The 13,065-nt window shown below is 68.9% G+C and carries 8 protein-coding genes; 4 read left to right on the top strand and 4 right to left on the bottom strand.

Annotated elements, in window-relative coordinates; all coding sequences use genetic code 11:
* Nucleotides 1-86: 86 nt before the first annotated feature.
* Nucleotides 87-815, top strand: a complete 729-nt coding sequence (locus E5CHR_RS02785) for an LrgB family protein (RefSeq protein ID WP_162578275.1) — start codon at nucleotides 87-89, stop codon at nucleotides 813-815.
* Nucleotides 816-861: 46 nt separating this feature from the next.
* Here E5CHR_RS02785 and E5CHR_RS02780 read toward each other — a convergent pair whose 3' ends face one another.
* The 4 genes from E5CHR_RS02780 to E5CHR_RS02765 all read right to left on the bottom strand — a co-directional run bounded on the left by E5CHR_RS02780 (nucleotide 862) and on the right by E5CHR_RS02765 (nucleotide 7,687).
* On the bottom strand, nucleotides 862-1,278 hold the full coding sequence (locus E5CHR_RS02780) for a YXWGXW repeat-containing protein (RefSeq protein ID WP_162578274.1): 417 nt from the start codon (nucleotides 1,276-1,278) through the stop codon (nucleotides 862-864).
* Between the two features lie 120 nt (nucleotides 1,279-1,398).
* Entirely contained in the window at nucleotides 1,399-2,721 is a 1,323-nt protein-coding gene (locus tag E5CHR_RS02775; protein ID WP_162578273.1) for an SGNH/GDSL hydrolase family protein, read from the bottom strand.
* Between the two features lie 41 nt (nucleotides 2,722-2,762).
* Entirely contained in the window at nucleotides 2,763-6,062 is a 3,300-nt protein-coding gene (locus tag E5CHR_RS02770) for a carboxyl transferase domain-containing protein (RefSeq protein WP_162578272.1), read from the bottom strand.
* 11 nt (nucleotides 6,063-6,073) lie between these two features.
* On the bottom strand, nucleotides 6,074-7,687 hold the full coding sequence (locus E5CHR_RS02765; RefSeq protein WP_162578271.1) for an AMP-binding protein: 1,614 nt from the start codon (nucleotides 7,685-7,687) through the stop codon (nucleotides 6,074-6,076).
* 83 nt (nucleotides 7,688-7,770) lie between these two features.
* Here E5CHR_RS02765 and E5CHR_RS02760 point away from each other — a divergent pair, with 83 nt between their 5' ends.
* The 3 genes from E5CHR_RS02760 to E5CHR_RS02750 all read left to right on the top strand — a co-directional run bounded on the left by E5CHR_RS02760 (nucleotide 7,771) and on the right by E5CHR_RS02750 (nucleotide 13,065).
* On the top strand, nucleotides 7,771-8,442 hold the full coding sequence (locus tag E5CHR_RS02760) for a TetR/AcrR family transcriptional regulator (protein WP_162578270.1): 672 nt from the start codon (nucleotides 7,771-7,773) through the stop codon (nucleotides 8,440-8,442).
* 49 nt (nucleotides 8,443-8,491) lie between these two features.
* Nucleotides 8,492-9,745, top strand: coding sequence for a branched-chain amino acid ABC transporter substrate-binding protein (locus E5CHR_RS02755; protein ID WP_162578269.1), 1,254 nt, complete (start codon nucleotides 8,492-8,494; stop codon nucleotides 9,743-9,745).
* A gap of 98 nt (nucleotides 9,746-9,843) precedes the next feature.
* Nucleotides 9,844-13,065, top strand: a complete 3,222-nt coding sequence (locus tag E5CHR_RS02750) for a bifunctional cytochrome P450/NADPH--P450 reductase (protein WP_162578268.1) — start codon at nucleotides 9,844-9,846, stop codon at nucleotides 13,063-13,065.

The following is a 13,065-nucleotide window of genomic DNA, read 5'->3' as shown; positions in this document are numbered from 1 at the left end:
CCAGGCTTGCTGCGCGCGGGCGCCTTGCATCCAGCCCCTTTGCGGGGCAACGCGACCCCTTGCATAGCGTTCACAGGCCCTAGCCCATGCCCCGCTTCGTCGACCTGTGGATCTATCTTTCAGCCACGCCGCTCTTCGGCCTCACGGCCACGCTGGTGACCTACCTGCTCGCGAATGCCGCCTACGCGCGGCTGGGCAGCGTGCCGTGGGCCAATCCGGTGCTGTGGTCGGTGATCGCCCTGGCCGGCGGGCTGCTTGCCACCGGGGTGGACTACCCCAGCTATTTCGCGGGTGCCCAGTTCATCCACTTCCTGCTCGGCCCCGCCGTGGTCGCGCTGGCCTGGCCGCTTTGGCAGCGCCGCGCCGAGCTCAAGGCGCGCTTCGGCCGGCTGCTGCTGGCGGCACTGCTGGGTGGCATCGCGGCGAGCGCCTCGGCGGTGGCCCTCGCCTGGGCCGTGGGGCTGCCGCAGGACGTGGTGCTTTCGCTGGCGCCCAAGTCGGTCACCGCGCCGGTGGCGATGGGCATTTCCGAGAAGATCGGCGGCATCCCGGCACTGTCGGCAGTGTTCGCAGTGCTGACCGGCATGATCGGCGCGCTCTCGGGCAAGTACCTCTTCGACGCCCTGCGCATCGGCACCGGGCCCGCCGGCTTCGCAGCGCGGGGTTTCGCGCTCGGCACTGCGGCCCATGGCATCGGCGCCGCGCGCGCCCTGCACGTGGATGCCGATGCGGGGGCCTACGCAGGCCTCGCGCTGGGAATGCAGGTGGTGTTGGCAGCGCTGCTGATGCCGCTGGCCTTCAGCCTGTTCGGCTGAACGAAAACGCCCGCTTGGGCGGGCGTTTGTTCAGGCTCGGATCACATCAATTGCGATTCGGGTTGTTGGGGCGGCTGTCGTAGCGATTGGGCACCCCGTCGTTGTCGCGGTCGCGGTCCATGCGGTTCGGCACGCCGTCACGATCGCGGTCCCAGCGGCCGCGGTTGTATTCCCAGCGCCCATCGCGCTCACGCCATTCCGGCGCACGGTAGGCATAGCCCCGCCGGGCACGCACCCAGGTGCCGGGCACCCAGACATGCTGGCGATGGCGCCACTCGTAGTGGCCCGGCGCCCACACATAGCCGCGGCGCGGCGGCGGCACGCGCTCGGCCCGGGGCGGGGGCGGTGCCGTCTGGATGACGATCGCGGGCTGCGCCTGCGCCGTGGTCGGTGCCATCACGGCGGTGCCCAGCGACAAGAGCGACGCAGCGCCCACGGCAAGAGAAATCGCGAGTTTTTTCATGGGGAGTCCCTCATGAGTTGTTGGAGCCTTCATCCTCTTCCGACCGCGTGAAGCGCATGTAAGCCCGATCCGCAGCCGTTTGTAAACGTGTGTCTCTTTTTGTTGCATCCCGGGGCCCTTCTATTCGCTCAATTCGCGCAAGTCGACGGCATCGCCCATCGCGGCGTAGCCGGCAGGCCCCGGGTGCAGGTGGTCGCCACTGTCGTACCGCGGGTCCAGGGCGGCTGGATCAGCGGCGTCGCGCAGCGCGCGGTCGAAATCCACCACCGCGTCGACATCCTGGCGGCCACGGATCCAGCGGTTCAGGGCCTGCCGGCGCAGCTCCTTTTCTTCGCTCCAGTAGCCCGCGCCCTTGAAAGGCGTGATCGTGCCCAGCAGCACCTTCACGCCCCGCTCGCGCGCCTGCGCGATCAGCTGCTGCAGCCCCGCCGCGAGCTGCTCGCTGCTCGCCGGCCGGAAGGCCGGCGACAAACCCTGCATGGCGGCCGGCAGGCTCACACCGAGATCGTTGATGCCGATGAGGATGAGCACATGCGTCACGCCGCTCTGCCCCAGTGCGTCGCGCCGGAAGCGATCGAGGCCGCGCGGGCCAGAGCCGTCGACGAGCAGGCGGTTGCCGCCGATCCCGGCATTGATGACCGCGAAGCCGCCGCGCACAAGGGTCTGCTCGCGCAGACGCTGGGCCAGCCGGTCCGGGTAGCTCGCCGGCGCGACCTCGCCGTTGCCGGTGCCCTGGGTGATCGAATCGCCGAAGGCCACCACCACGCGCGGCGTGGCTTGCACGGCGACATCGAGACCGGTCACGATGTGCGCGACCGGCGACGGCGTCGCCGCGGGCCAGGCCGCGCGCATGACGGCAGCGTCCGGCGTCATCACGGTCGCGCCCAAGGGGTGCACGGTGCCGAAGGGCGTACCGGCCTCCACCTGGTAGCTGACGGCCACCGTCCGGCCCGGCGGGATGGCCAGCGCAGCAGCATCGCTCCAAGCCTCGCGCCCCGGCGCGATCGTGACGCCGTTGCGTCCGCCGAAGCGCAAGCGCTGAAGCGTGGCCGGCGCCACTGCGCCGGCGTCGGCGGCCAGCCCGACGCTGGCCTCGAGCAGCCGCAAGGGACGGCGCCCGAACAGGTTCGAAAAGCGCACCCGCACACGCTCGCCACCCAGCGGCGACACCATCAGCTGGCGCAGGCTCTGACCTTCGAAACGCTGCGGCCTGGCAGGCAGGGCCGGCAGGCCGGGAAACAAGGGCGCCGGCACGTAGTCGAGCGGCGCGGCGGCCCAGCTCGCGGCCCAGCGTGGCGCTTGCGCCGGTTCCGGCCGCGCAGGCAAGGGCAAGGGCAAGGCCAGGATGGCCAGCAGCCCGAGGATTGCGCGGCGCGCAAGTCCCGCCTGGGGGAATCGTCGTCTTGTCAACAGGTTCGTGCGCAAGCGGGGCAGTTTACGCATGCCCCCGCGCGCCAGCGTGTCGGACGCAGGCGCGTGGGCTGCTACCAGGTGTCGACGAACGTTGTGGCCGGCCGCGGAGCCACTGTGGCCGAGGCAAGGCCGCGCACCAGCCACGCGCGTGTATCGGCCGGGTCGATCACTGCGTCGATTTCCAGCGTCTGCGCCATGTGGATCGCCTCGCCGTTCGCATACTGCTGCGCCACCAGCTTCTTGAACAAGGCATTGCGCTCGTGCCCCTCGGCCGCGGCTTCGAGCTCCTTGCGAAAGCCCAGTCGCACCGCGCCCTCGAGCCCCATCGCGCCGAACTCGCCGGTGGGCCAGGCCACGGTAAACACCGGCGCGTCGAAGCCGCCCGCCGTCATCGCCTGCGCGCCCAAGCCGTAGCCTTTGCGCAGCACCACCGCGAAGTAGGGCACGCGCAGGTGGGAAGCGACCATGAACATGCGGCACACGTGGCGCACCTGGGCCTGGGCCTCGATCTCGGGGCCGACCATGAAGCCCGGCGTGTCGCACAACGAGATGATCGGCAGGCCGTGCGCGTTGCACAGCTGCATGAAGCGCGCGGCCTTGTCCGCCGCCTCCACGTCGATCGCGCCGCCGAGGTGATGCGGGTTGTTGGCGAGCAGGCCCACCGGCTTGCCCTCGATGCGAGCCAACGCGATGACGATGCCGGCGCCGAAGCCGGTGCGCAGTTCCAGCAGCGAGCCGGTGTCGGCCACGCCGCGCATCGCGGCGCGCACGTCGTACACGCGCAGCCGGTTCTCGGGCACCACATGGCGCAGCGCACGCGGATCGCCGCATTGCCATTCGGGCGTCGGGCCCTGGAAGTACGAGAGGTACTGCTTCGCCGCCGCCACGGCCGCAGCCTCGTCCTTCACGAGAATGTCGATCACGCCGTTGCGCGACTGCACCCCGCTGGGTCCGATCTGCTCGGGCGCGTAGGTGCCGAGGCCGCCACCCTCGATCATGGCCGGGCCGCTCATGCCGATGTTGCTCGCCTCGGTCGCGATGATGACGTCGGCGCAGCCCAGCAGCGCGGCGTTGCCTGCAAAGCAGCGCCCATGCACGATGCCCACCACCGGCACGTGGCCCGAAAGCGCCGCGAACTTGGTAAAGGTGTGGTTGTTGAGACCCGCGACGATCGGCATGTCGGTATCACCCGGCCGCCCGCCGCCGCCTTCGGCGAACAGCACCACCGGCAGCTTCAGCTGGTGCGCAATGCCCAGCATGCGATCGGTCTTCTGGTGGTTGCGCATGCCCTGCGTGCCGGCCAGCACGGTGTAGTCGTAGGCCATGACCACGCAGCGCGACTTCTCGGGGCCGAACTGCTTCGCGTTGACGCTGCCGATGCCGGTGACCATGCCGTCGGCCGGCGTGTTGGCGATCAGGTCGTCAAGGGGGCGGCGGCGCGTTTGCGCCGCGATCGCGAGGGCGCCGTACTCGCTGAAGTTGCCCGGCGTCTCCGCCAGGTCGCAGAGGTCCGCGATGTTGGCGCGCGCAGTGCGGCCGCCCTGGGCCTGGCGCTTCGCGACGGCGGCGCCGCGATGGGCGTCGAGCGTGAAGGCGTGGCGCTCGATCACCTTCTGCAGGTCGGGCCGGATCGCATCGAGGTCCTGCTCGGCGTGCGCATCGGCCTCGGCAGCCTGCGCATCCACCGGCTCGAGCCGCAGCAGCGACTGGCCCTCGACCAGGTAGTCGCCAGGCACGGCCAGCAATGCCACCACGCGACCTGCGGCGGGCGCATGCAGCAGGTGCTCCATCTTCATCGCTTCGAGCACCCCGAGCTGCGCGCCTGCCGGCAGCACGTCGCCGACCTCGACCTCGAACTGCACCAGGCGCGCCGGCATCGGGGCCTTGACCACCAGGCCACTGTCTGCTTCCTCCGGCGGCATCGCGTCCGGGTCGGCTGCCCGCGAATGCGCCGCATGCGCTGCCGCCGCATCGATGCGCGAGGCCGACGCGAGCAGGTCCGACAGATGTTCCTCGACAAACCGGGTGTGCAGCTTCTGCGCCGCGAACTCCGGCCGCTCGCCGATGGCGCGCAGCAGCGCCAGATTGGTTGCGATGCCCTCGATGCGGCATTCCTCGAGCGCGCGCAAGGAACGCCGCAGCACGTCTTCGAAGCGCGGCGAGGCGGCATGCACGATCAGCTTGGCAAGCAGCGTGTCGTAGTGCGGCGAGGGCGCGAGGCCGGCGTAGCCGTGGGTGTCGATGCGCACGCCAGGGCCGGCCGGAAGGTCGAAGCGCGACAGCGCGCCGCCGGCCGGGCGCGCCTGGCCCTGGGCGTCCAGCGTTTCGGCGTTGATGCGCCATTGCACCGCGAAGCCGCGCTGCGGCGCGCTGCGATCGGCCTCGAAGCCGAGTTCATCCAGGCGCCGCCCTGCCGCGATGCCGATCTGCAGCTGCACCAGGTCGAGCCCGGTGACGGCTTCGGTGACCGTGTGCTCGACCTGCAGGCGCGGATTGGCTTCGATGAAGACGAAGGGCAGGCGCGTCGATTGCTCGTCCACCAGGAATTCGAAGGTGCCCAGGCCCTGGTAGCCGACGGCCTTCGCCATCCTCAGCGCGGCGTGCGTCAGGCGCTCCCGCAGCGGCGGCGACAGCGACGGGCTGGGCGCGATCTCGATCAGCTTCTGAAAGCGCCGCTGCAGCGTGCATTCACGCTCGCCCAGGCTCGCGACCCCGTGGCCATCGCCCAGCACCTGGATCTCGATGTGGCGCGCATGGCGCATCAGCCGCTCGACGTACACGCCCTCGACGCCGAAGGCAGCCTTGGCCTCGGACATGCAGCGCGCATGCGCTTGCGGCAGGTCCGACGCGCTCACGACGGCGCGCATGCCTCGGCCTCCGCCCCCGCCGATGGCCTTGACCATGATCCCCGCAGAGTCCGCTTGCTGCGCGGCGAAGAAGGCCTGCGCCTCGGCGAGCGTCACGGCGCCGGCGCTGCCCGGCATGACGGGCACATCGCATTGCTGCGCCAGTGCGCGGGCGCGCGCCTTGTCGCCGAAGAGCGCCAGCTGGTCCGGCGTGGGGCCGATGAAGCACAGCCCCGCGTCCGCACAGGCCTGCGCGAAATCGGCGCGCTCGCTCAGAAATCCGTAGCCGGGATGCACGGCATCGCAGCCCTCGGCACGCGCGATCTCGATCAGCGCGGCACTGTCGAGGTAGGCGGCCGGCCCGGCGATGCCCAGCGCAACCGCCGTGTCGGCCAGTCGAACGTGCAGCGCCGCCGCGTCGTCCTTCGCATGGACCGCCACGCTCGCGATGCCAAGGTCGCGCAACGCGCGCACCAGCCGCACCGCGATCTCGCCGCGGTTGGCCACAAGGATCTTCTTGAACAACGGACAGCCTTTCAGGAAGGGTCTTTCAGCAGCCGGCGCAGCACCTTGCCGGCGCCCGTGGTGGGCAGCGCGTCGATGAAGCGCACTGTGCGCGGCGCCTTGTAGGGCGCCATGTTCTCGCGCGCCCAGGCGACCAGCGCGTCGGCTTCGATCTCGGCACCGGGCTTGCGCACGACGAAGGCCTTCACCACCTCCCCCTTCTCCGCATCGGGCTCGGCAATCACCGCCGCCTGTGCCACCGCCGGGTGCTTGATGAGTATGGTCTCGACCTCTTCGGGGAAGACGCTGTAGCCCGAGACCTTGATCATTTCCTTGAAGCGGCCGATGAAGGTGAGATAGCCATCGGCATCGAGCTTGCCCATGTCGCCGGTGTGCACCCAGCCGCCGCGCAGCGTCGCGGTGGTCGCCTCCGGCTTGTTCCAGTAGCCCTTGAAGCTGCCGGGGCTGGTGAGCACGATCTCTCCGATCTCGCCTACCGGCCGCTCCGCGCCGGTGTCGGGGTCGACGATGCGAATAGTGACGCCCGGCACCGCGATCCCCTGCGTCCCCCAGCGCGGCGCATGGTGCGGCGTATAGGTGTCGCAGGTGTGGGTCTCCGACAAGCCATAGGCGGCCTCGAAGGACACGCAGTTCTTCGCAAAGCCGCGCCATTGCGCGGCCAGGGGCTCGGTGAAGGTGATGCCGAAGCTGGTGACAGGGTTCATCCGCAGGCTGGACAAGTCGAAGCTTTCGATGCCCTGCACCTGCATGCAGGCCACGTTCATCGGCGCAATGCTGTACCACCAGCTGACGCGGTAGCGCTCGATGGCCTGGAGCACCGCACGCGGCTCGAAGCGATGCAGCAGCACCGAGCTGGCGCCGGTGAGTACCGGCACGTTGACGCCCATCAGCATGCCGGCGATGTGATAGAGCGGCGCGATGGACAGCAGCACGTCGCCCGCAGCCACGCCATTGCAATCGGCGGCGGCGCGGGTCTTGAAGAGCGCATTGCCGTAGCTCAGCATCGCGCCCTTGGGCAGGCCGGTGGTGCCGGAGGTGTAGGTCATCAGGGCCACGTCGTCCATCGACAGGTCGACGGGCGACGGACGGGCGCCGCTCTTCATGACGGCGAGGAAGTCCTCGCAAGCTTCGGGCACGACCCGCGGCTCACGCTGCGCCGCGGCGAGGTCGCCCGGGAGATCGAGCGTGGGTGCGGGCGGCAGGAGGTCGGCATAGTGCACGACGAACACGTGCGCCAACGCACTCTGCGCACGCACCTTGTCCACGACCGGCAGCAGCGAAGAGGCAGCGACGATCACGCGCGCATTCAGGTCGTTGACCTGGTAGGCCAGCTCATGCTCCTTGTTGAGCGGGCCGCTGGGGCACACGACCGCACCGATCTTCTGGATGCCGAAGTGCGCCGCCAGGTACTGCGGGCAGTTGTTGAGGAAAAGCACGACCGGATCGCCCTTCTTGACGCCGATGGCCTGCAGCCGCGCAGCGAAGGCGTCGCTCGCGGCATCGAGCTCGGCGTAGCTCATCGCATGGCCGTACCAGATGCAGGCGGGATGGCCGCCGCGTTCGCGCGCATGTGCGCGCAGGTACTCGTGCAGGGGCTGCTCGGGGCGATCGGGGAGCCGGGTCATTGTCTCCATGGCGTCACTCTCACAGGGTTATCGATAGGACTGGCCGCTTGCCAAGCCCCCATGGTGATCCAACAATCCTACCGATGGGTATAACCTCGGCGACACCGCACAAACCCTCTGGGCGCACCGAGCTGCCGCAAGGCACCGGCCGCCAGCGCACGGCCACCGCGGGGACCGACGTCCAGCGCGAGCGGATCCTGCAGGCCGCGGCGCAGCTCTTCGCCGCGCAGGGCTACGCCAACACCACCATGGCGCAGATCGTTCGCGCGCTGGAGGTCACCAAGCCCTTCGTCTACTACTACTTCCGCGACAAGCAGGAGATCTTCGAGACGCTCTCGTGGCAGCCGACGGTCGACTGCTTCACCTCGCTGGATTTCGCCGAGGGCGATCCGCGGCCGGCGGTCGAGAAAGTGAAGGAAGGCATCGAGCGCCTGATCCGCGCGACGGTGGCCCATCATCCCTGCGCGTTCTTCCCGTACCGTGAGCCACAGGTCTACCGCCCCGAGTACGTCGCGGCGCAGAAGAAGCTGGCGCACCATTTCTACGATCGCCTCTGCCCCTTGCTCGAGGAGGCGCGGCGCGACGGTGACCTGGACTTCCGCGAGACCAAGATCACCGCGCTGGCCGCGCTCAGCCTCCCGGGCTTCCTCTACAGCTGGTACCGGCCCGAGGGCCGCCTCTCGCCGGACGAGGTGGCGGCCGAGCTGGTGCAGCTCTCGTGGCGCGTGCTGGGCCTGCGCCAGCGCGGTGGCTGACCGGCCGTTGCGCGCCCTCTTCCGTCCACTCAACTGTCAAAGACAAGCCATGAAGTCCTTTCCTGCATTCGCGCCGTTGGCGGCCGCTGCACTGCTCGCCGCCGGCACCGCACAAGCCCAGCAGACCTACAAGATCGCCTACATCGACCCGCTTTCGGGCCCGTTCGCGAATGTCGGCGAGCTGATGCTCACGCACACGCAGTACGCGATCGAGGACATCAACGCCAAGGGCGGCGTTCTCGGCGGGACCAGGTTGCAACTGCTGCAGTTCGACAGCAAGCTCTCCGCGCAGGAGAGCCAGAGTGCGCTGCAGGCCGCGATCGACCAGGGCGCGCAGGCCATCGTGACCGGCGGCTCGGGCTCCTCGGTGGTGACGGCGCTGGTGCAGTCGGTCAACCGCTGGAACCAGCGCAATCCCGGCAAGGAGCTGCTCGTGCTCAACCACTCCTCGATCGACCCGGAGATGACGGGCAAGGCATGCAGCTTCTGGCATTTTCAGACGGAGGCCAACACCGCGATGAAGATGAAGGCGCTGGCCAACTACATCAAGAAAACGCCGGAGATCAAGAAGGTCTACCTGCTCAACCAGGACTACGCACACGGCAAGCAATGGGCCAGCTACGGCCGGCAGTTGGTGGGGCTGGCGCGGCCCGACATCCAGTTCGTGGGCGAGGCGCTGCACCCGATCGGGCGCGTCAAGGACTTCGCGCCCTACCTCGCGAACGTGCGGCAGGCCGGCGCCGATTCGGTGATCACTGGCAACTGGGGGCAGGACATGACACTGCTGCTCAAGGCCGCCGGCGACGCGGGCTACGACCTGCACTATTTCAACCACAGCGCGGGCTCGGTGCCCGGCACGGTGCTGGCGGTGTCGCAGGCCAGGCTGGGCCAGCTCACCTGGGTGGCCGAATGGCATCCGGGCCAGGCCGACCGGCCGAAGGCCGATGTGCTGGCCAAGGCCTACAAGGCCAAGACAGGCAAGGATTTCCTGGCGCCGCGCATCGAGCTGACGCCGCGGCTGCTGGCTGCGGCCATCAACAAGGCCGGCAGCACCGACACCACCAAGGTGGCGCGCGCGATGGAAGACATGAGCTTCGATTCGGTGGTCGGCCCCGTGCGCATGCGCGCCGAGGACCACCAGCTCTTGCTGCCGCAAGTGGTCAACACCATCGCGCCCGTGGACGGCAAGGCGGTCAAGATGGGCTGGGAAGGCACCAGCTACGGCTTCCGCACCGATGCGGTCTATACGGGCAACGAGCTGGCGCAAGGCACGGAGTGCAAGATGGTGCGGCCCGCTTCCTGATTCCGTGCGCTAAGGGATAGCCCTGCCTGCCGTGCGCGGCGGCATCGAGATACTGCGATGTCGCTCGCAAGGGGCTGACCAGGAGGTCGAAGAACACCATGGCAGGCAAGAACCCGCTCCATCCGATCCCGCACCCTGCGAGGAAGCCCTTCGTCGGCAACCTCCTGTCGATCGGCTCCGAGTCGCCCGTGCTCGACATGTGGAAGATCGCGCAGGAGCTGGGGCCGATCTATTGGCTGGACATGCCGGGCATGCCGGTCATCGTGGTCTCGTCGGCCGCGCTGGTCGACGAGCTGTGCGACGAGAAGCGTTTCGACAAGAGCACCAAGGGCACGCTGCGCAGGCTGCGTGCCCTTTCGCACGGCCTCTTCACGTCCGACACGCACGAGTCGACGTGGTCCAAGCCGCACAACATCCTGCTGGCCAACTTCAGCCAGCGGGCGATGCAGGCCTATCACCCGATGATGCTGGACATTGCCGAGCAGCTGGTGACCAAGTGGGAGCGCCTGAACTTCGACGAGGAGGTGGACGTGGTGCGCGACATGACCGCGCTCACGCTCGACACGATCGGCCTGTGCGGCTTCGGTTACCGCTTCAACTCATTTTACCGCGAGGGCTTCCATCCCTTCGTCGACGCAATGGTGCGCACGCTGGAGACAGTGCAGAACCGGCGCGGCATCCCGCTCGAGGAGCTGATGCTGAAGAAGCAGCTGGCGCAGCAGCGCAAGGACATCCGATTCATGCACAAGATGGTGGAAGACATCATCCAGGAGCGCCGCCAGAGCGGCGCCGACATCGCGACCAAGCCCGACCTCCTGAGCTACATGATCGCCGGCGTGGACAAGAAGACCGGCGAGCGGCTGGACGACCGGCAGATCCGCGACGAGTGCATCGAGTTCCTGATCGCAGGCCACGAGACGACCAGCGGGCTGCTGTCCTTCGCGATCTACTTCCTGCTCAACAACCCCGAGGCGATGGCCAGGGCGCGGGCCGAGGTCGACCAGGTGCTCGGCCCCGATCCGTCGGTGAAGCCGACCTACGCGCAGGTCAACCGCCTGGTCTACGTGCTGCAGGTCCTCAAGGAATCGCTGCGCATGTTCCCGACCGCGCCTGCCGTCGCGATGGCGGCGAAGGAGGACACGACCATCGGCGGCCAGTACACGATCAAGCGGCGCAACATGGTGATCCTGCACGCGCTCGCCCTGCATCGCGACAAGGCCGTGTGGGGAGAGGACGCAGACCGCTTCAATCCCGACCACTTCAGCCGCGAGGCCGAGCGGGAGCGCCCGGTCAACGCCTTCAAGCCCTTCGGCAATGGGCAGCGCGCATGCATCGGGCGGCAGTTCGCGTTGCAGGAGGCGGTGCTCACCCTGGGCATGATCCTGCAGCGCTTCGACCTGGTCGACTCTACCGGCTACCAGCTCAAGATCCGCGAGGCGCTCACCATCAAGCCGGAGGGCTTCAGGATCCGGGCAGTGCCGCGCGACCCGGCGACACGTCCGCGCGGCGATTTCACTGCATCGCAACCCGTGCAGGCGGTGGCCCCGCGGCCTGCTGCGGCCAGGCCGCAGGCGACGCGCCACGGGACTTCGCTGCTGGTGCTGCAGGGGTCGAACCTCGGCACCGCGGAAGACCTGGCGCGCCAGCTTGCCGAGGCGGGCGAGATGCGCGGCTATTCGACCCAGCTCGCCTCGCTGGACGACTATGCCGAACGGCTACCCGCGAGCGGTGCGGTAGCCATCGTCTCCGCCTCCTACAACGGCACGGCGCCGGACAACGCTGCCGAGTTCCATCGCTGGCTCGACACCGCCGACGATTCGCTCAACGGCGTGCGCTTCAGCGTCTTCGGCTGCGGCAACACCGACTGGGCCTCCACCTACCAGGCAGTGCCGCGGCGCATCGACGAGCGCCTGGCCGCGCTGGGCGCCACGCGTGTGCATACGCGCGGCGAAGGCGACGCGCGCGAGGACATGGACGGAACTTTCCAGGATTGGAGCGATGCACTGTGGCCGCAGCTCGCGAAGGCCTTCGATCTCAAGGAGGCCGACGCCGCGCACTTGCAGAGCGAGCCGCTGTACACGCTGGAGGAAATGCCGCCGCCGCAGAAGAACGCGCTGGTCCATGCGCTGGGCGCAGTGGGCCTGCGCGTACTCGAAAACCGCGAACTGCAAGGCAGCGGCGGCGATCCCTCGCAGGACCGCTCCACGCGTCACGTCGGACTGCAATTGCCCGAAGGCATGACCTACCGCGCCGGCGACCACCTGAGCGTGGTACCGCGCAATGGCGCGGTGCAGGTGGAGCGTGCCATGGCGCGCTTCGGCTTCGATCGCAAGGCGCATGTACGGCTGCAGGCCGCGCCGGGGCGCAAGGCCGTCCTGCCGGTGGACGAGGTGATCGCCGTGGACCGGCTGCTCGGGGACTACGTCGAGCTGCAGGACGTGGCCACCCGCAAGCAGATCGCCCAGCTCGCGGCGCACACCCAGTGCCCGTTTACACGGCCCAAGCTGGAAGCCCTGTCCGGCGCCGACGAAGGCTCGGCGGCGCTCTACCGAAGCGAGGTGCTGCAAAAGCGCAAGTCGGTGCTCGACCTGCTGGAGGAATTCCCGGCCTGCGAGCCGCCCTTCGCGCTCTTCCTGGAGATGCTGTCGCCGCTCTCGTTGCGCTACTACTCGATCTCCTCGTCGCCGCGGGTCGATGGCGGACGCTGCAGCATCACGGTCGGCGTGGTGGCGGGGCCTGCGCGCTCGGGGCTGGGAAAGTTCGAGGGCGTGTGCTCGAGCTACCTGGCACGTGCCGAGGCCGGCGAGCTGGTGTACGGGGTCGTGCGCGAGACCGCCGCGGAGGGCTTCCGCCTGCCCGACGACCCGCAGCAGCCGCTGATCATGGTGGGACCGGGTACGGGCCTCGCACCCTTTCGCGGCTTCCTGCAGGAGCGCGAGGCGCAGATCGCCAAGGGCACGTCGCCCGGCGAAGCGCTGCTCTTCTTCGGCTGCCGCCACCCGGGGCAGGATTTCATCTACGCCGATGAGCTGAACGGCTGGGCCGAGCGCGGGGTGGTGCGGCTTTTCACTGCCTTCTCGCGGGCTGGCGAGCGCAAGGTCTATGTACAGGACCGCATTCGCGAGCAAGGCGCCGAAGTCTGGCGGCTGCTGGAACAAGGCGCGATCGTCTATGTGTGCGGTGACGGCTCGCGCATGGAGCCCGACGTGCGGCGCGCGCTGTCGGACATCGCGCGCGAGCATGGGCAGGAGGGCGAGGCCTGGCTGGACCGCATGATCGCCGACAAACGCTATGTGCTGGACGTGTGGGCCGGCAGCTGA

This window comes from Variovorax sp. PBS-H4, from assembly GCF_901827205.1.
In the GTDB taxonomy this organism is placed as follows: domain Bacteria; phylum Pseudomonadota; class Gammaproteobacteria; order Burkholderiales; family Burkholderiaceae_C; genus Variovorax.
Note: the sequence above shows the minus strand (reverse complement) of the source record. Positions and strands in the feature narration are given on the sequence as shown.

Coding starts and splice junctions, on each gene's coding strand:
- E5CHR_RS02785 (WP_162578275.1), top strand. CDS start 87: ATGCCCCGCTTCGTCGACCTGTGGATCTATCTTTCAGCCACGCCGCTC.
- E5CHR_RS02780 (WP_162578274.1), bottom strand. CDS start 1,278: ATGAAAAAACTCGCGATTTCTCTTGCCGTGGGCGCTGCGTCGCTCTTG.
- E5CHR_RS02775 (WP_162578273.1), bottom strand. CDS start 2,721: ATGCGTAAACTGCCCCGCTTGCGCACGAACCTGTTGACAAGACGACGA.
- E5CHR_RS02765 (WP_162578271.1), bottom strand. CDS start 7,687: ATGACCCGGCTCCCCGATCGCCCCGAGCAGCCCCTGCACGAGTACCTG.
- E5CHR_RS02760 (WP_162578270.1), top strand. CDS start 7,771: ATGGGTATAACCTCGGCGACACCGCACAAACCCTCTGGGCGCACCGAG.
- E5CHR_RS02755 (WP_162578269.1), top strand. CDS start 8,492: ATGAAGTCCTTTCCTGCATTCGCGCCGTTGGCGGCCGCTGCACTGCTC.
- E5CHR_RS02750 (WP_162578268.1), top strand. CDS start 9,844: ATGGCAGGCAAGAACCCGCTCCATCCGATCCCGCACCCTGCGAGGAAG.